The following is a 24857-nucleotide window of genomic DNA, read 5'->3' as shown; positions in this document are numbered from 1 at the left end:
CGCAACAACGGCCTTGCACCTCTTGAAATGAGGAACAAGGCCGTCGCCTAATCTTTTATTATTTCATTGTCCACTTGACAGGGAGCAGTTCATTTTCCTGATTTTTTATTTGTGAAACAAAAAAAGTTTGCAAAAAACATCACAATATCAAGAAAAAAATGTAGATTTTTAGGGAGGTTTGAGAAAACCATCACAATGTTTCAAAAAATAAAATGTGAAATTTTTAACAAACTCTTTACAAGAAAGAAGAAAAAGTGTAAAATATATTTGTGAAAAAGTTAACAAATAAAGTTAACAGAAAACATTTTTGGAGGAACCATAGATGGCTGAGAAAAAAGTATCACCAGAAGAAAAAGTAGCGGAAGCTCGTGCACACGTTGATGGGCTTGTTCAAAAGGGACTGGTTGCCCTTGAAGAGTTTCGTCAGTTAAACCAAGAGCAGGTGGATTATATCGTCGCAAAAGCGTCGGTCGCAGCTCTTGACCAGCATGGAGTTTTGGCTCAACATGCACAAGAAGAAACAGGACGTGGGGTCTTTGAAGATAAGGCTACCAAGAACTTGTTTGCTTGTGAGCACGTTGTAAACAATATGCGTGGTGTTAAAACAGTTGGTGTTATTGAAGACGATGAAGTAACAGGTTTGACCTTGATTGCAGAACCTGTCGGTGTTATCTGTGGTGTTACTCCAACAACCAACCCAACATCAACAGCTATCTTTAAATCCTTGATTGCTCTTAAAACCCGTAATCCAATTATCTTTGCTTTCCACCCATCTGCTCAAGAATCATCTGCACATGCAGCGCGTGTGGTCTATGAAGCAGCAGTAGCAGCTGGAGCTCCTGAGAACTGTATCCAATGGATCACAAAACCATCAATGGAAGCTACTTCTGAGTTGATGAAGCACGACGGTATTGCAACGATCCTTGCAACAGGGGGTAATGCGATGGTGCGTGCGGCTTACTCGTGTGGAAAACCAGCGCTTGGTGTAGGTGCAGGGAATGTCCCAGCTTATGTTGAAAAATCAGCTAATATCCGTCAAGCAGCACATGATATCGTGATGTCTAAATCATTTGACAATGGGATGGTCTGTGCATCTGAGCAAGCAGTGATTATTGACAAAGAAATCTATGATGATTTTGTAAAAGAATTTAAGTCTTACCATGTTTACTTTGTCAATAAAAAAGAAAAAGCGCTTCTTGAAGAATTCTGCTTTGGTGCTAAGGCAAACAGTAAAAACTGTGGCGAAGCTAAGTTGAATGCAGATATCGTCGGAAAACCAGCTGCATGGATTGCAGAGCAAGCTGGCTTTAGCGTACCAGAAGGAACCAATATTCTTGCGGCAGAAGTTGCTGAAGTAGGTCCAAAGGAGCCATTGACACGTGAAAAATTATCACCAGTCATTGCTGTCTTGAAGTCCGAATCCCGTGAAGACGGTATGGAAAAAGCGAGCCAAATGGTTGAATTTAATGGTCTTGGTCACTCTGCAGCTATCCATACAGAAGATGAAGAGTTGGCTAAAGAATTTGGAACACGCGTCAAGGCGATCCGTGTTATCTGGAATTCTCCATCTACTTTCGGTGGTATCGGTGATGTTTACAATGCCTTTCTCCCATCATTGACACTTGGCTGTGGTTCGTATGGTCGTAACTCAATCAGTGATAACGTAAGTGCGTTGAACTTATTGAATATTAAAAAAGTGGGAAGACGGAGAAATAATATGCAATGGTTTAAAGTTCCATCAAAAATTTACTTTGAACGTGATTCAATCCAATACCTCCAAAAGATGTCAGGTGTTGAACGGGTCATGATTGTTGCCGATGAATTGATTGTTAAACTTGGTTTTGTTCAACGGGTTATTGAGCAGTTGCAATTGCGTTCTAATAAAGTAATGTATACTGTATTCTCAGACATTGAGCCAGATCCAGATATTACAACCGTTGAGCGTGGTGCTGAAGCGATGAAATCATTTGCGCCAGACACCATTATCGCTATCGGTGGTGGTTCTGTAATGGACGCAGCAAAAATTATGTGGCTCTTCTATGAACAACCAGAAGTGGACTTCCGCGACCTGGTACAAAAATTCATGGATATCCGCAAACGTGCTTTCCGCTTCCCAGAGTTGGGTCAAAAAGCGAAGTATGTTGGGATTCCAACAACTTCAGGTACAGGGTCAGAAGTGACACCATTTGCCGTTATCTCTGATAAGAAGAACAACCGCAAATATCCACTTGCCGACTACTCATTGACCCCAACGATTGCCATTGTTGACCCTGCCCTTGTCTTGACAGTTCCAGGATTTGTAGCAGCAGATACGGGTATGGATGTTTTGACACATGCGACGGAAGCCTATGTTTCTCAAATGGCAAACGACTATACAGACGGTATTGCACTTCAGGCAATCAAACTTGTCTTTGAAAATCTCGAAAATTCTGTGAAGAATGCAGACTTTGTTTCTCGTGAGAAAATGCACAATGCGTCTACAATGGCAGGTATGGCTTTCGCCAATGCTTTCCTAGGAATTTCTCACTCAATTGCCCATAAGCTAGGCGGACGTTTCCATACCGTTCATGGTCGTACCAATGCTATCTTGCTTCCATATGTAATCCGTTACAATGGTACGCGTCCAGCCAAAGCAGCAACATGGCCTAAATACAACTACTACAGAGCAGATGAGCGTTATCAAGAGATTGCCCGCATGCTAGGTTTGCCAGCTTCAACTCCAGAAGAAGCAGTAGAATCATATGCAAAAGCAGTATATGATCTCGGAGAACGCGTTGGTATCAAGATGAACTTGAGAGAACAAGGTGTTGATGAGAAAGAATTGAAGAAATACTCTCGTGAGTTGGCTCTTCTTGCCTATGAAGACCAATGTACACCTGCTAACCCACGTCTTCCAATGGTAGATCACATGCAAGAAATCATTGAAGATGCTTACTATGGTTACAAAGAGCGTCCAGGTCGCCTTAAATAATTGAGGTCTTCCTCGTACATATAGAAATAAGAGCAAGGATAATCGTGATGTTTCGGTTTTCCTTGCTCTTTTACGTCAGGTTTTCTATCTCCTACATAGGACCAACAGTCTAGAAATCGACTGTTGGTGCTTATCCATAAGACAAACGGAGTTTGTAACTTTTCCTAGCGTATGGCAAGGCGACGCTGACGAGGTTTGAAGAGATTTTCAAAGAGTGTGAACTGTGAATACAGGTCCTTACTTCGTCCTTTCAAGAACCAAAGGGAACAACTCTATATGAGGGGAGCAGTTGTTTTTGTGGTGGCAAGAAAGTAGTTTCAAAAAAGGGAAGCATTTGATAATACTCTTTAACAATCAAAAGGATCCTTCGTCAACTTGCCTTGGTGAAGGGTCGTTCTACCTTGGGCTTCGATTATAAGGAAATGAGCGGTGCTAAGCTCATTTCCAAGCTTTCACAATTCCTCATTGTGAAAGCTAGTCTACTTTTGATTTTTATTGAGTATAAAATAGGAGATTTTTGAATAGAATTTTGGAACTACTTTCTTTTTTGATAGTAAATCTTGAAAATATTTAAGGAAATGGTATACTAAATGTAAAGGCTTACAAAAAATGTAGAAAGGGATGAATAGGATGAGAGATCCCGCATTACTAGAGGAAATGATAGCCTATCGTGGACGGGATGAAGTTCCAGCAGATTTTGATGCCTTTTGGGATCAGGCGATTTCAGGAGTAGACCGTTCAGCTTCTTATCGTTTGGTGAAAAAAGATTTTGCCCTTAATAGTGTTGATTGTTATGAAATTGATTTCGATGGGACGAATGGTGGAAAGATATACGCTCGGATGGTTCTACCAAAAAGGATAGAGAAAGTTCCTGTGATTTTTCACTTCCATGGCTATATGGGGCGCGGCTTGGATTGGCCTGATATGCTGGCTTATACGACAGCAGGATACGGCATGGTATCGATGGATGTCCGTGGGCAGTCGGGCTATTCATTAGACGGGGCTAGGAGCGTCCGAGGTAATACAGTTAAAGGGCATCTTATTCGTGGTCTTGTTGACGGAGCGAATCATCTCTTTTACAAGGACGTCTATCTAGACATTTACAGTTTAGTCGAGTTGGTAGCGGGTCTTGATTTTGTAGATGAAAGGAAGCTATCGAGCTATGGTGGCTCGCAAGGTGGAGCCCTAGCTCTTGTGGCAGCAGCGCTAAATCCTCGGATTCAACAGACCGTTGCGATCTATCCCTTCCTCTGTGATTTCAGACGGGTCTTGGAGATTGGAAATACCAGTGAGGCTTATGACGAGCTGTTCCGTTACTTCAAATTTCACGATCCTTTCCATGAAACAGAAGAAGAGGTATTTGCGACCTTGGCTTATATTGATGTGAAAAATTTTGCTCATCGTATCAAGGGAGCGGTCAAGATGATTACGGGTCTTGATGACGATGTCTGCTATCCAATCACTCAATTTGCGATGTATAACCGCTTGGAGTGTGAAAAAGAGTATCACTTGATGCCAGAGTATGGCCACGAGGGCATGTTTGTCTATGTGAACCATAAGGTCTTTAATTGGCTTTGTGGCACACAGTTTGACAGTAAGTCATTATTTACAGAGGTAAAATAAGCAGCTTTTGTGGGGAGTAAGGCTTTAAGTCCTATTTTTACCCAGAAATAAGAAAGCGCTTTAAAGATTTAAAGAAAAGGAGGACGATATGGCAATCGTATCAAAAGATGAGCTTATCGCACAGATAAAAGATGGTATTATCGTATCTTGTCAGGCTCTTCCCCATGAACCTCTCTACACAGAAGCAGGAGGGGTCATGCCTCTTCTTGCAAAAGCAGCAGAAGAAGGTGGAGCAGTCGGGATTCGTGCAAATAGCGTACGAGATATTGAGCAGATTCAGAAAGTAACAGACCTGCCGATTATTGGGATTATTAAGCGGGATTATCCTCCGCAAGAACCCTTTATTACAGCGACCATGAAAGAAGTGGACGAACTGGCAGAGCTTGGTATTGCGGTGATTGCTTTGGATTGTACCAAGCGAGAGCGCTACGATGGTTTGAGCATTGCAGACTTTATCCATCAGGTCAAGGCTAAATATCCAGATCAGCTTTTAATGGCGGATATCAGTACTTATGACGAAGGGGTGGCAGCGGTTGAAGCAGGTGTGGATTTTGTTGGGACGACCTTATCGGGTTATACAGCCTATAGTCGTCAAGCAGATGGTCCTGATCTCGAATTGATGAAGAAGCTGTGTGATGCAGGTGTAGATGTGATTGCAGAAGGGAAGATTTACTCTCCAGAAGAAGCGAAGACGATTCACGATTTCGGTGTTCGAGGAATTGTTGTAGGTGGGGCGATTACGCGTCCAAAGGAAATTACCCAGCGCTTTGTTGCTGCGGTAAAAGAGACAAAGTAGGCAGTATGATGTGGGTTGCTAATGAGAATTAGGGATCCAGTCACTACAAAGAATCATTCAAAAAGAGGAGTTGAAGCTATCGGAAAAAGAAGGTAGGACGTTGTCGTTAATCATTGTCCATAAAGGACCCAATTGGAAGGAGAAAAAGAATGAAATTCAATAAATTAGTTTGTTCATTGCTAGCAGGCGCTTCTGTTTTATCATTAGCTGCATGTGGCAATTCTGGCGGCAGTGCTGATAAGAAAGATACGTCAGATAGTTCAGGTAAGACGGAAATCACTTGGTGGGCATTCCCAGTCTTTACTCAAGAAAATGCAAGCGATGCAGTGGGGACTTATGAAAAGTCCATCATCGAGGCCTTCGAAAAAGCAAATCCAGATGTAAAAGTGAAGTTGGAAACGATCGATTTTAAATCTGGTCCAGAAAAAATTGTGACAGCTATTGAAGCAGGAACAGCGCCAGATGTACTCTTTGATGCACCAGGGCGGATTATCCAGTACGGTAAAAATGGTAAATTGGCTGATTTGAATGACCTCTTTACCGATGAATTTGTCAAAGATGTAGCCAATGATAACATTATCAATGCTAGCAAGGCAGGTGATACAGCTTATATGTATCCAATCAGTTCGGCACCATTTTATATGGCGATGAATAAGAAGATGCTTGAAGATGCTGGTGTGGCGGATCTTGTCAAGGAAGGTTGGACAACTGCTGACTTTGAAAAAGTATTGAAAGCCTTGAAAGACAAGGGCTACACACCAGGGTCACTCTTTTCTAGTGGTCAAGGTGGAGACCAAGGAACTCGTGCCTTCATTGCCAACTTATATAGCGGTTCTGTAACAGATGCCACTGTTAGCAAGTATACGACAGATGATGTGAAATTTGTCAAAGGTCTTGAGATGGCATCTAGCTGGATTCAAGATGGCTTGCTATCCAACGGCTCTCAGTTTGATGGTGGAGCAGATATCCAAAACTTTGCAAATGGACAAACTTCTTACACGATCCTTTGGGCACCAGCGCAAAATGGTATTCAAGGCAAACTGTTGGAAGCAAGTAAGGTAGAAGTGGTTGAAGTGCCATTCCCATCTGATGAAGGTAAGCCAGATTTGGAATACTTGGTAAATGGTTTCGGTGTCTTCGATAACAAAGATGAGAAGAAAGTTGAAGCGTCTAAGAGATTTATCCAATTTATCGCAGATGACAAGGAGTGGGGACCAAAAAATGTACAACGGACAGGTGCCTTTCCGGTTCGTACATCGTTTGGTACCTTGTATGATGATAAACGTATGGAAACCATTAGTTCTTGGACCCAATACTACTCACCATACTACAACACAATTGATGGTTTTGCTGAAATGAGGACACTTTGGTTCCCAATGTTGCAGGCTGTGTCAAACGGAGATGAGAAAGCTGATGCTGCTTTGAAGACATTTACTGAAAAAGCAAATGAAACCATTCAAAAAGCAATGAAATAATTCATTGGATCAGGCAGGTGCCTATTGATACTCTTTGAAGTCAAACTCAGACTTGGTTGATGTGATAGGATGAGTGAAAAGTTCTAGTAGCGTCTTTCACCTGTATCTGCGTCGTCTAATCTGAATGTGATAGTCATTGAGTATGAGAGGGTGTTAAGGAGTGCTCTATGCACCTTCTCATCTAGAAAATGTATAATCTTTCCCCCTTCTTCTCATCCATTTTCCTTGAATGAAAAAGGGGGATTCTTTTTATCAAAACGAGGCGAAAATACCATGAATATTGGTCTTATGCCTTCTCGTATCTTATATAAGGAGAGGTGTTTAATGTGAAAGTGAATAAAATAAGAATGAGAGAGACGATTGTTTCTTATGCATTTTTAGCACCAATTTTAGTCTTCTTTGCCATTTTTGTATTAGCTCCGATGATCATGGGTTTTGTTACTAGCTTTTTTGATTATTCGATGACAACTTTTCAATTTGTTGGCTTAGAGAACTATAAACGGATGTTTCAGGATCCTGTATTTATTAAATCCTTAATCAATACGGTGATTATTGTGATTGGTTCTGTACCAGTCGTGGTCTTTTTCTCCCTCTTTGTGGCGTCTCAGACCTACAGTCAAAATGTCATTGCTCGTTCGTTCTATCGTTTTGTCTTTTTCCTCCCAGTCGTTACAGGGAGTGTTGCGGTGACGGTTGTATGGAAATGGATTTATGATCCCTTATCTGGAATTTTGAACTTTGTCTTGAAATCAGGTCATTTGATTGAGCAAAACATCAGTTGGCTTGGAGACAAACATTGGGCATTGCTTGCTATTATTATGATTCTTTTGACCACTTCTGTCGGTCAACCGATTATCCTCTACATTGCTGCAATGGGAAATATTGACAATTCCCTTGTGGAAGCAGCACGTGTAGATGGTGCGACAGAGTTGCAGGTCTTTTGGCAAATCAAATGGCCGAGCTTATTGCCGACAACGCTTTATATCGCCATTATCACCACGATTAACTCTTTCCAATGTTTTGCGCTGATCCAGCTCTTGACATCAGGAGGACCTAACTACTCAACCAGTACATTGATGTACTATCTCTATGAAAAAGCCTTCAAGCTCTCTGAATATGGCTATGCAAATACCATGGGTGTCTTTCTTGCTGTCATGATTGCACTCATCAGTTTTGCCCAGTTCAAGATTCTTGGAAATGATGTGGAATACTAGGAGGAAACGTATGAACAAGAAAAAATTAACTCCATTTACAGTGATTTCAACCATCATTTTGCTCTTATTGACCATACTCTTTATCTTTCCATTTTACTGGATTTTGACAGGTGCCTTTAAATCTCAACCGGATACCATTGTCATCCCACCTCAGTGGTGGCCAGAGATGCCGACCTTGGAAAACTTTGAGCGTTTGATTGTGCAAAATCCAGCTCTTCAATGGATGTGGAACAGTGTATTCATCTCTCTTGCGACTATGCTGTTGGTGTGTGTGACGTCTTCTCTTGCAGGTTATGTTCTTGCCAAGAAGCGTTTCTATGGTCAACGGATTCTCTTTGCAGTATTTATTGCTGCGATGGCATTGCCAAAACAAGTTGTCTTGGTACCTTTGGTACGGATTGTCAACTTTTTGGGGATCCATGATACCCTTGCAGCGGTTATCTTACCGCTCGTTGGTTGGCCATTTGGGGTCTTTCTCATGAAACAATTCAGTGAAAACATCCCAACTGAACTTTTAGAATCTGCTAAGATTGATGGTTGTGGTGAAATTCGGACTTTCTGGAATGTTGCCTTTCCGATTGTCAAACCAGGATTTGCAGCTCTTGCAATCTTTACCTTTATCAATTCTTGGAATGACTACTTCATGCAGTTGGTCATGCTGACTTCTCGTCAAAATCTGACCATCTCACTTGGGGTTGCAACCATGCAAGCTGAAATGGCAACAGATTACGGTCTTATCATGGCAGGAGCAGCCATGGCAGCAGTCCCAATCGTAGCTGTCTTCCTTGTATTCCAAAAATCATTCACACAAGGAATCACTATGGGAGCTGTAAAAGGTTGAAACAGGCTAGGAGCCTGTTTCAATCGGGAGATGAGACAAAATCAGTTTTGTTTCTTTAGAGTGCAGAGCACCATTCTAAGTTGGAAATAGTCAGCCCGGAGGACTGTGTTCATTTTAGAGGCTAGGAGCCTGTTTCAATCGGGAGATGAGACAAAAATTTAGGGTGCTATCACCATTCTAAGTTGGACAGCGACAAGTCTGGTCTTTCTGTTTTGAATCATGAAATGATGAATAGGAAAGAAATGTTAGGGGTTGGTATGTTCTTCAAGTAGGCGAAAATGCTATGTTGCCAATGGATCGATAAATATTTTGGTAAACCCTGAAAAGATAAGGAGACAGTATGATTTTTACTCAAATGCAGGATGTAGGGCTGTATCGTGGTCTTCATCCGCATCTAGATCAAGCGATTGACTATCTTTTGACGCATGATATGGGAAGCTTTGCCATTGGCAAGTATGCCATTAACGAAGACAAGGTATTCTTTTTTGTGCAGGAGAATCAGCTTAATCAAGAACTGGATGAAAGTTTTGAATACCACAAACGATATGCCGATATACACTTTCTGCTAGAAGGTAAGGAGTTGATGCGCTACGGTCAAAAGGCTAAAGAAGTGGTCAAGGGTTATGAGGAGATGAGCGATATTGGCTTTGTCTCTTGTTATAATGTGACCCCACTTCATCTGACAAAGGATAATGTGGCAATCTTTCTACCAAACGAACCACACCAGCCCAATCTTTATGATTGGGGAGGCGAAACTGTACGAAAATGTGTGATAAAGGTGCTGATAGACTAGAAAGGAAGATAAAAATGAGAAATAGGAGCGCGCAGTTACTATCTTCTATTTTTAATACAGATCATTGGCTGATGAGGCTCTGTGAAAAAATCTTGGATTTGGTTACAGTCAATCTCTTGTTTCTGGTTTCCTGTTTGCCGATTGTGACGATTGGGATTGCAAAAATCAGTCTTTATCGAACCTTACAAGAAGTACGAGACAGCCGAGGAGTGCGTGTTGTACGCTTTTATACCAGAACCTTTCAGGCAGAGTGGAGACAAGGGCTTGCTCTGGGAGGTATGGAGCTTTTGGTGGTGGCGATTTGCTTGGCTAACCTGTTACTCCTGCGTGGACAGACTGTCCCGGTCTTACAGGGGTTAAAAGTGGTTGCTTTTGGTCTCTTATTTCTGCTGATGATGGTCATGCTGTATGCCTATCCTCTGGCGGCAAGGTATAAGCAAACCCTGCCGGAACTCCTGCAAACAGCCTTTGTGGTGGCAGGGTTACACTTTCTTTGGACCTTTGGGATGCTTGGCATTCTAATCCTGCTCCTTTTCCTATTATTAGGTTCTAGCTGGGGCATTGTTTTTGGGAGCATGTTCTTCTTGTTGCTAGGCTTTTCTGGCTTAGTCTATGCTCAATTAGCGGTTCTTGAGCCAATTTTTAGAAAATATACTCATTTGAGATAAGAGTAATGGAGAAATAAATGAAACATTTAGAAAAATATCATGGAATTATTCCTGCGTTTTATGCGTGTTATGATGAAAATGGCGAGATTAGCCGTGAGGGTGTCCGCCGGTTAACCCAGTATTTCATTGAAAAAGGGGTACAGGGATTGTATGTCAATGGCTCTTCTGGGGAATGTATTTATCAAAGCGTGGAAGACCGGAAAGTGGTCTTGGAAGAAGTCATGGCGGTGGCAAAGGGTCAATTAACCATTATCGCTCACGTTGCTTGCAATAATACGAAAGACGGTATCGAATTGGCTCGTCATGCAGAAAGCCTCGGGGTAGATGCGATTGCGGCGATTCCACCGATTTACTTCCGCCTACCGGAGTACGCTGTTGCCCAGTATTGGAATGACATGAGTGCAGCAGCTCCATCTACGGATTTTGTGATTTACAATATTCCACAGTTAGCTGGAGTAGCCTTGACCCCTAGCCTTTATAAAGAAATGCTCAAAAATGAGCGTGTCATCGGGGTGAAAAACTCTTCTATGCCAGTGCAGGATATCCAAACCTTTGCTAGTCTTGGAGGGGATGACCATGTGGTCTTTAACGGTCCAGATGAGCAGTTCTTGGGTGGTCGCCTAATGGGGGCTGCTGGCGGAATCGGTGGTACCTATGGTGCTATGCCAGAATTGTTCCTTAAATTGAATCAGTTGATTGCAGATAAGGAATTGGCGACAGCCCAAGAGCTTCAATTTGCGATTAACGTGATTATTGGGCATCTGACAGCTGCACGTGGAAATATGTATGCGGTGATTAAGGAAGTTTTGCGCATCAACGAAGGTTTGAACTTGGGTAGTGTCCGTGCCCCATTGACTCCAGTCTGTGAGGAAGATCAAGAAGTGGTAGAAACTGCGGCACGCTTGATTCGTGAAACCAAAGAACGCTTCTTATAATACTCAATAAAAATCAAAAGTAGACTAGCCTTCACAATTAAGAATTGTGAAAGGTTGGAAATGAGAGTAGCACCGCTCATTTCCTTGTAATCGAAGCCGAAGGTAGAACGAGCGTTCACCAAGGCAAGTTGACCAAGTATCCTTTTGATTTTTAAAGAGTATAAGTAGGTTCATAGTCGTCGAAAATAGATCCCCATCCTTGGTTTCGTTCAGCTTGCTAAAGTAGTAGAAGAGGTGGTCATGAAGAAATATGTTGCAATTGATATTGGTGGAACCAGTATCAAGTATGGTTTAATTGATGAAGAAGGGCTATTAGAGAGTCATGAAATGCCGACCGAGGCCCATAAGGGTGGACCTGCGATTTTACAAAAGGTGATGAACATCGTTGCGACCTATCTTGAAAAAGGTAGTCTTGCAGGAATCTGTCTCTCTTCAGCAGGTATGGTCGATCCAGACAAGGGAGAGATTTTCTATGCCGGTCCGCAAATTCCAAACTATGCAGGTACCCAGTTTAAGAGGGAATTAGAGGCTCGCTTTGCCATTCCTTGTGAGCTAGAAAATGATGTCAACTGCGCAGGACTTGCTGAAGTTGTATCAGGCAGTGGCAAGGGAGCCAAGGTGGCTGTTTGTTTGACGGTGGGTACAGGTATCGGGGGTTGTCTTTTAATCGGCTCTCAGGTCTTTCATGGCTTTAGCAATTCAGCCTGCGAAGTAGGCTACCTCCATCTAGCAGACGGAGCTTTCCAAGATTTGGCTTCAACAACTGCCTTAGTCCATTATGTTGCCCAAGCACATGGTGATGATGTGGCAGATTGGAATGGACGACGGATTTTCCAAGAAATCGAAAAAGGAAATGTTATCTGTCAGCAAGGAGTGGATCGAATGGTCCACTATCTTGCAACAGGTATTGCCAATATCTGCTATGTGGTCAATCCAGAAGTTGTTATCCTGGGCGGTGGAATCATGGGACAAGAAGCGATTCTGAAGCCGAAGATTGAAGCAGCCTTAACAGCCAAGCTCGTACCAAGTATCGCAGACAAGACTAAGATTGTTTTTGCTAAGCACCAAAATACAGCAGGGATGTTTGGAGCCTACTATCATTTTAAGCAAAGACGCGGAAGTGTGTAAAATAGCTATATCATCGTAACCGTTGATAGTAGATCTATCAACGGTTACCGTAAAAGGGAAACATAAGGAGAAAAAGGAAGAATGAGCCGTAAAAAAGAGCAGTTTTTTAATAAAATATGTCATTATTCTGTTCGGAAAACAAGTTTAGGTGTAGGGTCCGTTTTAATTGGTATTTTTATAGGGACCAGTTTGGCACCCGTGCAGGTAGCAGCAGAAGAGGCAAGGGTCCATGAGGCAGGAACGGAGAGTTCAAGTGATGAAAGGAGCTCAAAGGCTGAAGAAGTTGTCAATGCTAGCCCAGTCGTAGCATCAAATCCCTTAGTAGCAGAAAATGTAGTCGAGACTGGTAGTGAAAAGCTAGCATCGGATAGCGAGCCTACCCAACCGCTTGTAGACAAAAATGAAAGCGTTGTCCCGAACTCGGCAACAAGGGAGGAACATACTTCCCAGCCTGTAGCAGTCTCTAATCAGGGGGCAGATCCAGTTAGTTCCGCTGTTACTAGTCCTGTGGAGGAGACAGAAAATCGTTCAGTTGCTGCCCAACCAAAAGCAACTGAAGCAGGAGCAACTCCTAGTCACTCGGAAGCTCAAGCTCTTCCTATAGCAGACAGAGCGGCCTCTAGCCCTGCGACACCTGCAGAGCCAGCGGTGCAGAAGGATCCGTTAGCAGAAAACGAAGTCCTCCGTTATGAGAATTTGTCTGTCAATGAGAGGAATGGTTATCGAGTTGATATTAGTAGCGATTTAGAAAAGTTGCGGACTCTTGATGCGACAACTCTCTATATGGAGTATAAGCAATTAAAGGAAAATCCAGGTTTTTACAATTTATTTTCAGTATCTAGCTCGACCAATCGAAATGAATACATCAATCTATTCGTCTTTGATAATGGGGTTCCTGGGCTAGACGGTCATAATCAAGATACTTCTGATCTATTTTATAGCCGGAATTATGTAAAGGGTCCTTTGAAGCTAAAACCACAAGAATGGAATGCTGTTGCCGTCACTATTGACCCTGCTACAAATAGGGTCCGTATGTATGTCAATGGGGTGTTAAACCGGACAGAAGTATTATCGAATACCCGTTTTGTCAAAGATTTACAAACTGCAGATAAGGTTCAATTCGGTGCTACTCCGCGAGGAACGAGTGGTAATTATTGGGGCAGTATTTTTGATATCCGCAATTTTACGGTTTATAATCGGGTTCTAAGCCCAGAAGAAGTCGCAACACGTTCTGAGCTTTTTAGTCGCTCCGCCCTTCCAGAAGGGTCAGCAGTTGAAGGATTATCAGATCCGCTCAAGGTGATGGCTTCGGGATCACATGGAGGAAAAAATCTAGAAAATGTGGGCTATTATCGAATACCCGCCCTATTGGTAACGGATAAGGGAACCATCATTGCAGGAGCCGATGAACGCCACGATACCTATAGTGACTGGGGCAATATTGACATGATTGTCAAACGTAGTACTGATGGCGGAAAGACTTGGTCAAGGACAATCAAGATGCTTGATTTGCAGACCAATCCAAATGCAGCCAATAAGGCTTCGGGTTCTGTCTTGTCTATCGATATGGCACTCGTACAAGATCCAGCTACTAAGAGGATTTTTTCAATCTATGATATGTTTCCAGAAATGCAAGGAGCCTTTGGTCTACCAAACGCACCGGAGGCTCGATATACAGAGATTGATGGCAAGCATTATCTAAACCTCTATAAAGAGGGAGAGGAGACTCCGTATACATTACGTGACGGAAAAGTCTATGATCCAAATGGTCAAGTAACAAATTATAGGGTTGTAACGGAAAGTAAGGTGGCTCCTTATAAAGAAATCGGCGATATCTATCAGGGGGAAGAAAAAATTGGTAATGTCTACTTCCAGACCAATAGTGCTAGTCCATTCCGCGTTGCGAAGATGAACTATCTTTGGATGTCTTACAGCGATGATGATGGTCAAACCTGGTCTTCGCCTAGGGATATTACGGCATCGGTTTCAGAGCCTTGGATGAAGTTCCACGGAGTTGGTCCTGGATCAGGTATCGTTCTTCATGCAGGGGAACATGCAGGTCGTATTGTGGTTCCAACTTATACGACGAACTTTATTTCACATTTTAGCGGTTCCCAGTCTTCACGGGTCATTTATTCAGATGACCATGGAGAAACTTGGCATCTTGGAAAAGCGGTAAATGATGGTCGCACCCTAGCAGATGGTACAGTTCTCCAAGCAGCAACGATGAACCACTCCAACCAGCAAAATACAGAGGCGAGCCTTGTCCAGTTAAACAACGGTGACTTGCTCATCTTTATGCGTAATTTGAGCGGGAAAGTTCAAGTGGCTCGTAGTAAAGATGGTGGGGCTACATGGTTAAATGGTTTGACGCGATTTGAAGATGTCAATGATGTCTATGTTCAGTTATCGGTTACGCATACTGTGCAGGATGGTCAAGAGTATGTTATTTTGGTCAATGCAGATGGTTCGGGACGAAACAATGGAAAGGTTCGCTTGGCTCGGGTAGAGACAGATGGCTCCTTGACTTGGATCAAGCATAAGGACTTGCAGTCTGGTAAATTTGCCTATAATTCTGTTAAGCAGATCTCCGATAAGGAGTTTGGGGTTCTCTATGAGCATGCAGCTGGAAATGAGAATGATTACACAATTGTATTTAAAAAATTTACATGGGATTATTTTTTCAATGACTCAAAGGTAAAAATAACGGAGATTGAAAAAGTAAACGATGAAACGGTTCGCATTCGCTTTAGTCACCCTATCCTGGCGGTTCAACAACCACATCTTACCTTATCAAATGGAAGTCAAGCCCAATTCTTAGCTCAATTGGATCGCGATAGTCTCTACTACAGTGTTGCTTCAGGAGACTGGGGTAGCGAGTTGGCAGGGATTGTAGGTGGTGAGATTGTCCAGCTCAATAATCTTCCTGTGGAAATAGCTGGTCGTCTAGAGCCTAGAAGACAAGAGGAGGTACAGCCACCGGTTGATGAAATTCGTTTTGAAGAAAAATACGGTTCACGTATCAGCGAGGTCTTTGATACAAATTCTGAGGGGAATTCTTGGGTATTTGTAGGCGGTAAGAATGTTCAAAATCGCTTTGATCAAACGGCCGGAATTCGGAATTTTGTTGGTCAATTTGAAGAGTATATCCGTTGGACAAAGAGTGTCAATGAGAATGGTCGGGAACGCTATGTCATCAATACAGCAAAAGCAGGTAAGGGAATAGCAGCTATTGATGAAAACTTTGATAGCCTAGTGACAGCCTATAACCCACGTATTGTTGATTATATGTTGGGAGAAGAAGATTATCAAAAAGGGGCAGACTATCTAGCGACCTTTAAAGAAAAACTCCATTCATTTATTGAAAAAGGGCTTGCTCTTAGAGAAGATGATGGCTTTGTAGTACTCCAGTCACCACATGCCTTTAAGGATTCATCTAAAAATGATAAAATCGCTCTATACACTCAAGCGATGAAGGAGGTTTTAGCTGGCTACTACAATGACCCACGTAGAAATCGTCTTGTCTTTGCTGATCATTACTACCATACGAATACAGCTGAATTTAAGGAAAAGTTCCTAAAAGAAGATACCCTAACAGCAAAAGGAGAGGGAGAACTAGCTAGACAGTTAAGCTACTTTACAATAAAGCGCACCGATGCTTTCCCTACATCAGAAGCTGAATTTAATTTACAGCCGGTTGAACAAGCCAAGTCTTATTTAAAGCTGGCACCGACCGCTACCTATCGCAATAACCGCCTAGAAGTAACGGTTCCTAAGGTGGATGGTGTGACTGAGTGGAGCTACCATTTACTGGTTGGGACAAGACAGATTACAGATAAAGGACTAGGAAGTCACTTTGCGATTACAGGTTTGGAGGATGGTCAACCTTATGAATTGATTGTAAAAAGTGTGGACGGCAGCAAGCAGTTGGCAGTTGTTGGAGGACACTTAGTCGATCAGGAGGTTGCTCAGAATGTCTCAGGGACAAATGAACAAAATCGGGAGATTCAAGCCAAATTAGCCAATACTAAACCCTTGACTTGGTTGTTTATGGGGGATTCTATTACGCACGGAGCCTTGTGGACAAAGGGCTATGATAGTGTACCTCAATTGTTTGAAAAGTACCTGCAACAAGATTTGCACCGTGAGAATGATGTCGTTATCAATACAGCCGTATCTGGAGCAACCAGTGAAGACACCGTCCGTCGAATGGAAAGTCGCTTAGAGCAGTATCAACCAGATGTTGTCATCGTGATGCTAGGAGCAAATGATAGTCTCAAAGTTACTCCAGAGAAGTATAAGGAAAACTTGCAGACAATTGTGAATAAGGCTAAGCAAAAGAATGCTAGTGTTATTTTTAGAACACCTACCCCAACGAAGGTGACTGCACGTGCTGCAGCTCTCCCAGCCCTCATTGAGAAGATGCGAGAAGTTGCAGAGGAAAATCAGCTATTGTTGGTTGACCAGTATACTCCGTTAGATGATCTCTTGACTAGGACACCTTATCTATGGGAACCCAAATATACTTACATGGGAGATAGTCCAGCCCTACATCCTGGAGCAAATGGTCAAGCCTATCTGAATAGCTTGCTGATTGGAGCGATAGGTGGTCTTCCTTACGCTAGCAGTATTGGTAATTTAGCCTATCAGGTAGATGAATCAGAGCATTACCACCATCATAAGCCAGAATTTGTCTTGCAGAATAATCAGATTGAAATGGATCTAGATAAGATAGTAGAGGCGGTAGGACGTCCTTTAGCAGATATCCTTGTTTCTATCCATAAAGATGGAAGTGATAAGGTGGTCGAGATTGGGGGAATCGGTGGTAAGATTTCTTCAGGTCGTTTAGATGAGGGCAGTGACTACTATCTTGTCGTGAGAGCAAGAGAGTCGGATAGACCTGTGACTAATTTATTGCGTCGAAACTATTTCAGCCTAGGAAATAAACCAGCAGAAAAAGTGCCGACTTTAGAGCGTCTAATTGAGGATGAACTCCTCCGCCACACTTTACTGGATAAAGGGATAGAGTACACAGCTCCGACAGCAGAACGATATAAGAATGCTTTAGCGGCTCTTCGTTTAGCCAAGGTAGACCAGTTGCCAAAAGAAGAAGTAGAGCCCTTGATTCGCGAGGTCTACCAAGCACGTGATGCCTTACTAGAAAAGAAAGATAGGCTAGTAGCCAGTGACTTTACAGAGATGGTGGCTGCTGCTCAACCTGGTGAAGAGATTGCAAAGGCTTTTGATAATAGCTTAGGCAGTTTGTGGCATTCTCCTTGGAATGGTAATTTCCAGAATCAAAAGATCCAGTTTAGTTTGCGGACACCTGTAGAGTTAACTCGTTTTGAATATGTTCCGCGACAAAGTGGTCCAAACGGACGTTTCAAGTCTGGAATGGTAAAAGTGACGGATACAGCAGGTCAGGTGCATGAGTTTCCATTTAGTAATTGGGCAGATAGCAGTGATACCAAGGTGTTGAATTTCCCAGAAGGCTTGGTAGCGACTGCCTTGGAGTTAGTGATGAGTGAATCCCATGGTTCGCCAGCGAATCAGTTTGGTTCAGCAGCAGAGCTCCGCTTTGTCTCAAAGGTTTATCCAGATCCTGTTTTGGACCAGGAACCCTATCAGACGGCCCTGGCAGCTGTGAAGCAAAGAAAGAGTGATGAAGCGAAGCGAGGTATCGCTCTGGTAGAGGCACTTTATCAAGACTTGGCTAGCCATCACTTGCTAACAGATAAGGTGTTGGCAAATCTGATTGAACGCTTGAATGCGGTTCAGTCTGATCCAGTTATGGATTGGTTTGCAGGAGAGCATGGTGATTTGGATCAAGATAGTGATGTCGATGAAGCGGATGTCCGTGCTTGGTTGCGAGATGGGGAGCAGCCTTTAGGACCTTATGCTAAGGAAGTGGTTCAGACCCACCCTATTGCATTTGAAACTATTCGTCAAGCAAATGCTAGCCTACCAATCGGAGTGGAGCGCGTGGTTCAGGTAGGTAGACAAGGGGAGCGAGTAGTCAAGATTCGCACGCTTGCCTTAGCTGATCGTGAGTTGAGTGAGATTGCGTCTGATAAGGTAAGTCTTCCAGCGATGGCAGAAATAATTGAAGTAGGTTCAAAACAAGCAGAGCCAATCGTATCCCATCGTGAAGAAAAACAGATTATAAAAGTTCCTTTTGAAGTTCTACGTAAAATAAATCCGAATTTACCTCAAGGGGTAGAGCGTGTGCTTCAAACAGGAGAAGCAGGAGAGAAAATCCTTACTGTCAAAGTGACCGTTACGAATGGGAAAGAACAAAGAGAAGTGATTTCCCAAGTGGATACCAAGATTGTCAGACATCAAATTGTTGAGGTCGGTAGTAAGAAAAAAGAGTTGGTAGCAGAGGTAGCACCAACGAAGCAAGAACCTGAAAAGGTGAAACAAGCACCAGCAAAAGGGAAGCAATTACCAACGACAGCTAGTAAGGTGGAAATAGCAGGGAAAATCTGGGGACTATTTACGTTAATTGCTTCCTACGTTTTTGCCAAATCTTCCGAAAAGCAGAAAGGATAATTTCTGTTTGGGGAAGAAAAAGAGTGAAAAAATAGCCTCCTCCCTTGAATTCTTCAATTTGTATAGGGGTGGGAAAGAACTCGAACTCTTCCAGAAACGTGCCCTTACTTTCTGGCTTCTAAGCTCAGGTATCAACAGTCATTTCCCTGATGACGGTTGATTGCGAATCATTCTAATCAGAAAGGCTGGACTCTTTGTCCAGCCTCCACTGGTTACAACAAGATACGAGAGCGTTTGACACGAGTTTCACTCGTTTTATTTCCAACCTTCACCAGTCTGAAAGAGACTGTTGAAGCAACTCCTAGAAAAAATAGACAATCGCAGCAGGTTGTCTTGCAAGCAATGAGGTTTATCCTCGCTTTCCAGTTTCTAGGCTCGGGTAAAACGAATCCACTGGATTCGTTTTATTGACAGAGGGTTGTAGCTCGAGTAGTTAAATAGGATATAAGCCCATAAAAACTTCAAAGCCTACCAAGAGAAGAAACTCTCCACTGGATAGTTTCTACCGTATCTGTAAGAGAACAAAGTTCGCAACGGCTATAGAAAAATAGGGAATTTGATGAATAGTTCAGTTTTTACGACTTTTGTACTTGACCATTCGTCCTTTTAGATTTAATCTGGTATCAGAAGCAGTTGATGTTGGTTACAGATTGTAAAAAAGGGATAGGAGCGAGACGTGAGTTGCCCTATTCTTAGTAGTGACATTGATTAAGAAGGGCTAAAATAGGTTTAAAATCTGTATTTTCTAATCTTGGAGTAAGAAGTCCTCTAACAACTAGAAAGGAGAGAGAGATGGTGTCCTTAGAGAAAAATGTCATTCCGATGATTGAAGCAGTTTATAGTGATTTCACGCATATTGAACGAAAGATTGCGGATTATTTTCTTTCAGAAACAGTCATAGAAGATGACCTGTCAGCCAAGGCGGTATCTGAAAAGCTCTATGTATCACTGCCTTCTTTGACACGCTTTGCTCAAAAATGTGGTTTTACAGGCTATCGGCAATTTGTATATGCCTTTCAAGGAGTGAGCGCTAGCACAGAGTCGACACATGTCAATCGTGATTTGACGAGACATGTCTTGGCGGATTACGATGAATTGTTGAATAAGACATACTCTCTCATTGATGAAGAGCAGTTTGTGCGGGTAGGGCATCTTTTGAACAATGCCAAACGAGTGTACATCTATGGTCAGGGAAGTTCGGGTCTAGTAGCACGGGAGATTGAATTTCGTTTTATGCGGCTCGGTATGGCTTGCAAGGCGGTTACTGATGACCATATGATTCGGATGAACCGTGTCACCCTAAATGAGGAATGCCTTGTTATTGGTATTTCTGTATCGGGTGAATCAATGAGTATTATCAATGCCGTGCGAGATGCACGCGCTACCGGAGCAAGTACGGTTCTTTTGACCTCTATAAATCGACAGGAACTTCGCGATAACTGCGATGAGTTGGTACTGGTTGCTATCAAGAAAAACCTTGCCCAAGGTACGATGATATCTCCTCAGTTCCCGGTGCTTGTTGTCATTGATATTTTTTATGCCTACTATATTGATTTAGACCGAGATGCTCGTCATCAGCTATTTACAAATACTCTTTCGGCATTGCAAGAGATGGAAGAGGTAGATGAAAATGAGATGTAGAGACCCTCTACTCTCATTTTTTGGTATAAAATCAAGAAAACGATTACAAAAAGAGGGAATATGATTCAAGCAATAATATTTGATCTGGATGGAGTAATAGTTGATACAGAATATATCAACTTTCAACTGCAAAGAGAGTTTATAGAAAGGATTTCACCTGTTGCACCCTCGATTGATGCGACAGCTCTTTCCACATTGGTTGGGCGTTCGTACGGGCATTTGGTACAGGGGATTAAGGATTTATCCGCTAGCGACCTATCTTTGGCAGAAATGAGTGAGCGGCTGGAGGAGTTTGCGAAAGGATACGATCAGCAGGTAGATTATCCCTCCTTGTTTCGCTCGGATATTGTTGCTATTTTAGAGTACGCTAAAGATAGAAACATAAAGCTAGCAGTTGCCTCGTCCTCACGCAAGGAACATATTGAAGAAGTACTTGAAAGTTGTGAGATTTTACCTTATTTTGATACCTTAGTCAGTGGGAAAGTCTTTACAGAAAGTAAGCCCAACCCAGCCATTTATTTGGCAACCTTAGCGAAACTTGGAATACCTGCTCAATATGCGGTTGCTATCGAGGATTCTGCTTTTGGGATTTCATCTGCAAAAGCCGCAGGAATGAGGGTGATAGCCTATGAAGAAAAGCGGATGCCGATTGACCAATCCCAGGCAGACTATTGTGAAAAAGATATGCGAGGGATTTTGAAACGCCTTCGCTTACTGGCTTAGAAGATGTAAAACCGGACTTTCATCTGGTTTTTCTCTTAGATTCTTCCAATTTTCTGACAAATTATGATAAAATGGAAAAAAAGATGTTGAGGATAAAGCATGACATTAGTATACCAATCGACACGCGATGCGCATAACAAAGTAACAGCCAGCCAAGCAATTTTACAGGGACTAGCAACAGATGGTGGGCTTTTTACCCCCCTTACCTATCCTAAGGTAGACTTGGATTTTAACTGCTTGAAAGAGATGTCCTACCAAGAAGTGGCAAAATTGATTTTAGGGGCTTTCTTAGATGATTTCACAGCTGAAGAGTTGGATTACTGCATTACCCATGCCTACGACAGTAAGTTTGACGATGGGCGTATTGCGCCTTTGGTCAAGCTAGATGGTCAGTACAATTTGGAGTTGTTCCACGGCTCAACGATTGCCTTTAAAGATATGGCTTTGTCTATTCTACCTTACTTAATGACAACAGCAGCCAAAAAACACGGTTTGGACAATAAAATCATCATTTTGACTGCGACTTCTGGCGATACTGGGAAGGCGGCGATGGCTGGCTTTGCGGACGTTCCTGGAACAGAGATTATCGTTTTTTATCCCAAGGACGGGGTCAGCAAGGTACAGGAGTTGCAGATGACCACCCAGACAGGAGACAATACTCATGTAGTAGCGATTGATGGGAATTTTGATGATGCCCAGACCAAGGTTAAGGAAATGTTTAATAATGAGGCTCTGCGTACTAAATTGGCGCAACAGCAGATGCAGTTTTCATCTGCTAATTCGATGAATATCGGACGCCTCATACCCCAGATTGTTTACTATGTCTATGCCTATGCGCAGTTGGTGAAGGACGGAGAAATTGTAGCAGGTGAGAAACTCAATTTTACCGTACCAACAGGGAATTTTGGAAATATTCTTGCGGCATTTTATGCCAAGCAAATTGGACTTCCAGTTGGAAAATTGATTTGTGCTTCGAATGAAAACAATGTTTTGACAGATTTCTTTAAGACCAAGGTATACGATAAGAAGCGCACCTTTAAGGTGACGACTAGCCCGTCTATGGATATTCTTGTATCTTCAAATTTGGAGCGCTTGATTTTCCATCTTTTAGGAAATGATGCGGTGAAAACCGTTGAGTTGATGGCTGCCTTAGCAAGGGATGGTCAGTATGAACTCCAGGTAGTTGAGGAAGCGATGTTCGATTTGTTTGCGGCAGAATGGGCGACAGAAGAAGAGACAGCTCAAGAAATCAAACGAATCTATGATAGTTCCTCTTATATTGAAGATCCCCATACAGCGGTCGCTTCCAGCGTGTATCAAAAGTATCGATTAGGGACAAAAGATACAGTGAAGACGGTCATTGCCTCCACAGCTAGTCCTTATAAATTCCCTGTTGTTGCAGTTGAAGCTGTGACAGGTGAAACAGGCTTGAGTGATTTTGAGGCACTTGAGAAATTGCAGGCTCTTTCAGGTGTGGCACTCCCACCAGCAGTAGATGGCTTGGAAACAGCTCTTGTCCGTCACAAGACAGTTGTTGCGGCTCGTGACATGCAGGCAGAAGTTGAACGCTATCTGGGAGTTTAGGAAATGGAAAGACCGAGATAAGGCAAGGACATAGAGCCTATGAAAAATGCAGAAGCTGGGCTTATGTCCAGCCTTTCTTATTAGAATGAGTAAAAACAGATTGATGCAGTGGTTGATTGTCTCGCTGGTGATATGCAGGCTGGAGATGAAACTGATGGAGTAAGTAACAGCTCTATTCGTTTGTAGTTTATACTCAATAAAAATCAAAAGGTTGGAAATGAGAGTCGCACCGCTCATTTCCTTATAATCGAAGCCGAAGGTAGAACGAGCGTTCACCAAGGCAAGTTGACGAAGGATCCTTTTGATTTTTAAAGAGTATGAGGCTCGGAGCTTAACTTCAATGAGGCTAGTGGTGTCCTTTTAGAGGGTTTGTAGCGATAGTTGAGGATGAAAAGAAAGTGAGGAGATTAAGATAGAGTGGGTGGCCATTTCAGCTGAGAACACTCTTTGTAGGATATGGTAGATTATAGAAAAATAATGCAGATTGCCCTGCCGGCAATAGCAGAAAATTTTTTGCAGATGCTCATGGGGATGGTGGATGGCTACTTGGTAGCCAGTCTTGGTTTGGTAGCAATTTCAGGTGTATCCGTAGCTGGAAATATCATCACCCTTTATCAGGCGATTTTTATTGCCCTGGGAGCAGCGATTTCAAGCGTTTTGGCTCGTAGCCTTGGTTCTGGTGATAAGGAATTACAAGCCTACTATGAAACCGAAGCACTCAAGCTAACCTTGCTTTTAAGTCTTGTTTTAGGTTTGATATCCTTGTTTTTTGGGAAGGGTCTATTGCGTACCTTAGGGACTGACTTCGCTGTGGCAGAGGCAGGTAGTCTCTTTTTAGCCATTGTGGGTGGAACTATCGTTCTTTTAGGATTGATGACCAGTCTCGGAGCTTTGATGCGCACGACAGGAAACCCTCGGCTCCCCATGTATGTGAGTCTCTTGACCAATCTTCTCAATGCTCTTTTTTCAAGTATCTTTATTTTTGGTTTGCATTGGGGGCTTATCGGTGTAGCTCTGGGGACAGTCTTGGCTCGTTTGGTAGGGGTCGTGGTTCTATGGCACTCCCTTTCCATCCCTTTTGCTAAGCCAGGTAGAGGTTTGGATAAGGAGCTGCTTCGTCTATCCTTTCCTGCTGCAGGTGAACGCCTTATGATGCGACTGGGTGATGTAGTCATCATTGCCCTTGTGGTTGGCTTTGGGACGGAAGCAGTAGCTGGTAATGCAATCGGTGAGGTTTTGACCCAATTTAACTACATGCCGGCCTTTGGAATTGCGACTGCGACCGTTCTTTTGGTAGCCCATAGCTTCGGGCAGAACAAGGCAGAGGAGCTTGACCAGATTGTAGGCAAGACCTACTGGTTAGCGCTTGGCTTGATGTTGCTCATTGCTCTCTTGGTCTTTGCCTTGGGGAGACCTTTAACCCATCTCTATACAGATGATGAGGGTGCAGTGGCTGCGAGCCTACTGGTTGTCCTCTTCTCCCTTTTGGGTGTACCCTTTACAGCTGGAACGGTCATTTATACTGCCGTCTGGCAAGGATTAGGGAATGGTAAACTTCCTTTTTATGCAACGACCATTGGCATGTGGGGGATTCGGATTGGGGCAGGCTACCTGCTTGGTATCGTCTTAGGATTTGGTTTGCCAGGTATTTGGGCAGGGACGCTTCTAGACAATGCCTTTCGCTGGATTTTCTTGGCAGTCCTCTATAGACGCCGTAGGAAACGCATCGTCTGACTGAGTAGAGAACCTTTTAGCTTGTATAGGGCTCATCTAAGTAGTCGTTTAGTTTATATACTAAAGGATAATAAAAGGAAACGAAAAGACTATAGGGCGTTTAGAATGGTTTTTTCAGAAGAGTTTCATTGTTCATACGGTGAAATAAGCTATGAGCTGGATTATCTGTGTAATTTTGA

Annotated in this window: 15 protein-coding genes; all 15 read left to right on the top strand. The window is 42.9% G+C overall.

Translation table 11 applies throughout. From position 1 onward, the window contains the following. Positions 1–322: 322 nt before the first annotated feature. The 15 genes from adhE to ACVPON_RS00775 all read left to right on the top strand — a co-directional run bounded on the left by adhE (position 323) and on the right by ACVPON_RS00775 (position 24678). A complete protein-coding gene (gene adhE / locus ACVPON_RS00845) occupies positions 323–2971 on the top strand; it encodes a bifunctional acetaldehyde-CoA/alcohol dehydrogenase (RefSeq protein ID WP_462875063.1) in 2649 nt (882 codons plus the stop codon). 630 nt (positions 2972–3601) lie between these two features. Then, a complete protein-coding gene (locus tag ACVPON_RS00840; protein WP_462875061.1) occupies positions 3602–4594 on the top strand; it encodes an acetylxylan esterase in 993 nt (330 codons plus the stop codon). A gap of 88 nt (positions 4595–4682) precedes the next feature. After that, a complete protein-coding gene (locus tag ACVPON_RS00835; protein WP_462875059.1) occupies positions 4683–5390 on the top strand; it encodes an N-acetylmannosamine-6-phosphate 2-epimerase in 708 nt (235 codons plus the stop codon). A 149-nt stretch (positions 5391–5539) separates the two neighbouring features. After that, complete coding sequence (locus tag ACVPON_RS00830) at positions 5540–6865, top strand: ABC transporter substrate-binding protein (RefSeq protein WP_462875057.1); 1326 nt, start codon at positions 5540–5542, stop codon at positions 6863–6865. 326 nt (positions 6866–7191) lie between these two features. Beyond that, positions 7192–8079 carry a carbohydrate ABC transporter permease gene (locus ACVPON_RS00825; protein ID WP_462875055.1) on the top strand — a complete coding sequence of 296 codons (888 nt, stop codon included), beginning with the start codon at positions 7192–7194 and terminating at the stop codon, positions 8077–8079. Between the two features lie 10 nt (positions 8080–8089). Further along, complete coding sequence (locus ACVPON_RS00820) at positions 8090–8920, top strand: carbohydrate ABC transporter permease (protein WP_462875053.1); 831 nt, start codon at positions 8090–8092, stop codon at positions 8918–8920. A 340-nt stretch (positions 8921–9260) separates the two neighbouring features. Beyond that, positions 9261–9713 carry a NanQ anomerase/TabA/YiaL family protein gene (locus tag ACVPON_RS00815; RefSeq protein WP_462875051.1) on the top strand — a complete coding sequence of 151 codons (453 nt, stop codon included), beginning with the start codon at positions 9261–9263 and terminating at the stop codon, positions 9711–9713. A 14-nt stretch (positions 9714–9727) separates the two neighbouring features. Beyond that, positions 9728–10381 (top strand): DUF624 domain-containing protein, encoded by a 654-nt coding sequence (locus ACVPON_RS00810; protein WP_462875049.1) that lies wholly within the window; start codon positions 9728–9730, stop codon positions 10379–10381. A gap of 17 nt (positions 10382–10398) precedes the next feature. Continuing rightward, positions 10399–11316, top strand: coding sequence for a dihydrodipicolinate synthase family protein (locus ACVPON_RS00805; protein ID WP_462875047.1), 918 nt, complete (start codon positions 10399–10401; stop codon positions 11314–11316). A 240-nt stretch (positions 11317–11556) separates the two neighbouring features. Continuing rightward, positions 11557–12444 carry an ROK family protein gene (locus ACVPON_RS00800; protein WP_462875046.1) on the top strand — a complete coding sequence of 296 codons (888 nt, stop codon included), beginning with the start codon at positions 11557–11559 and terminating at the stop codon, positions 12442–12444. Positions 12445–12525: 81 nt separating this feature from the next. Next, entirely contained in the window at positions 12526–18996 is a 6471-nt protein-coding gene (locus tag ACVPON_RS00795; protein WP_462875044.1) for a DUF459 domain-containing protein, read from the top strand. A 792-nt stretch (positions 18997–19788) separates the two neighbouring features. Further along, the gene (locus ACVPON_RS00790; RefSeq protein ID WP_462875042.1) at positions 19789–20637 is read left to right on the top strand and encodes a MurR/RpiR family transcriptional regulator; all 849 of its coding nucleotides are present in this window, start codon (positions 19789–19791) and stop codon (positions 20635–20637) included. Positions 20638–20697: 60 nt separating this feature from the next. Beyond that, positions 20698–21360 (top strand): HAD family hydrolase, encoded by a 663-nt coding sequence (locus tag ACVPON_RS00785; RefSeq protein ID WP_462875040.1) that lies wholly within the window; start codon positions 20698–20700, stop codon positions 21358–21360. Positions 21361–21459: 99 nt separating this feature from the next. Next, positions 21460–22944 carry a threonine synthase gene (gene thrC / locus ACVPON_RS00780; RefSeq protein WP_462875038.1) on the top strand — a complete coding sequence of 495 codons (1485 nt, stop codon included), beginning with the start codon at positions 21460–21462 and terminating at the stop codon, positions 22942–22944. 456 nt (positions 22945–23400) lie between these two features. After that, the gene (locus ACVPON_RS00775) at positions 23401–24678 is read left to right on the top strand and encodes an MATE family efflux transporter (RefSeq protein ID WP_462875036.1); all 1278 of its coding nucleotides are present in this window, start codon (positions 23401–23403) and stop codon (positions 24676–24678) included. Positions 24679–24857: the final 179 nt, after the last annotated feature.

This window comes from Streptococcus sp. 1F3 (assembly GCF_054968985.1).
This window is presented reverse-complemented; position numbering and strand designations above follow the sequence as displayed.

What these genes read in the sequence shown, in the direction of transcription:
- ACVPON_RS00785 (WP_462875040.1), top strand. Translation starts at nt 20,698, where the DNA reads ATGATTCAAGCAATAATATTTGATCTGGATGGAGTAATAGTTGATACA.
- ACVPON_RS00815 (WP_462875051.1), top strand. Translation starts at nt 9,261, where the DNA reads ATGATTTTTACTCAAATGCAGGATGTAGGGCTGTATCGTGGTCTTCAT.
- ACVPON_RS00820 (WP_462875053.1), top strand. Translation starts at nt 8,090, where the DNA reads ATGAACAAGAAAAAATTAACTCCATTTACAGTGATTTCAACCATCATT.
- ACVPON_RS00800 (WP_462875046.1), top strand. Translation starts at nt 11,557, where the DNA reads ATGAAGAAATATGTTGCAATTGATATTGGTGGAACCAGTATCAAGTAT.
- adhE (WP_462875063.1), top strand. Translation starts at nt 323, where the DNA reads ATGGCTGAGAAAAAAGTATCACCAGAAGAAAAAGTAGCGGAAGCTCGT.
- ACVPON_RS00805 (WP_462875047.1), top strand. Translation starts at nt 10,399, where the DNA reads ATGAAACATTTAGAAAAATATCATGGAATTATTCCTGCGTTTTATGCG.
- ACVPON_RS00810 (WP_462875049.1), top strand. Translation starts at nt 9,728, where the DNA reads ATGAGAAATAGGAGCGCGCAGTTACTATCTTCTATTTTTAATACAGAT.
- ACVPON_RS00835 (WP_462875059.1), top strand. Translation starts at nt 4,683, where the DNA reads ATGGCAATCGTATCAAAAGATGAGCTTATCGCACAGATAAAAGATGGT.
- ACVPON_RS00775 (WP_462875036.1), top strand. Translation starts at nt 23,401, where the DNA reads ATGGTAGATTATAGAAAAATAATGCAGATTGCCCTGCCGGCAATAGCA.
- ACVPON_RS00795 (WP_462875044.1), top strand. Translation starts at nt 12,526, where the DNA reads ATGAGCCGTAAAAAAGAGCAGTTTTTTAATAAAATATGTCATTATTCT.
- thrC (WP_462875038.1), top strand. Translation starts at nt 21,460, where the DNA reads ATGACATTAGTATACCAATCGACACGCGATGCGCATAACAAAGTAACA.
- ACVPON_RS00830 (WP_462875057.1), top strand. Translation starts at nt 5,540, where the DNA reads ATGAAATTCAATAAATTAGTTTGTTCATTGCTAGCAGGCGCTTCTGTT.
- ACVPON_RS00790 (WP_462875042.1), top strand. Translation starts at nt 19,789, where the DNA reads ATGGTGTCCTTAGAGAAAAATGTCATTCCGATGATTGAAGCAGTTTAT.
- ACVPON_RS00840 (WP_462875061.1), top strand. Translation starts at nt 3,602, where the DNA reads ATGAGAGATCCCGCATTACTAGAGGAAATGATAGCCTATCGTGGACGG.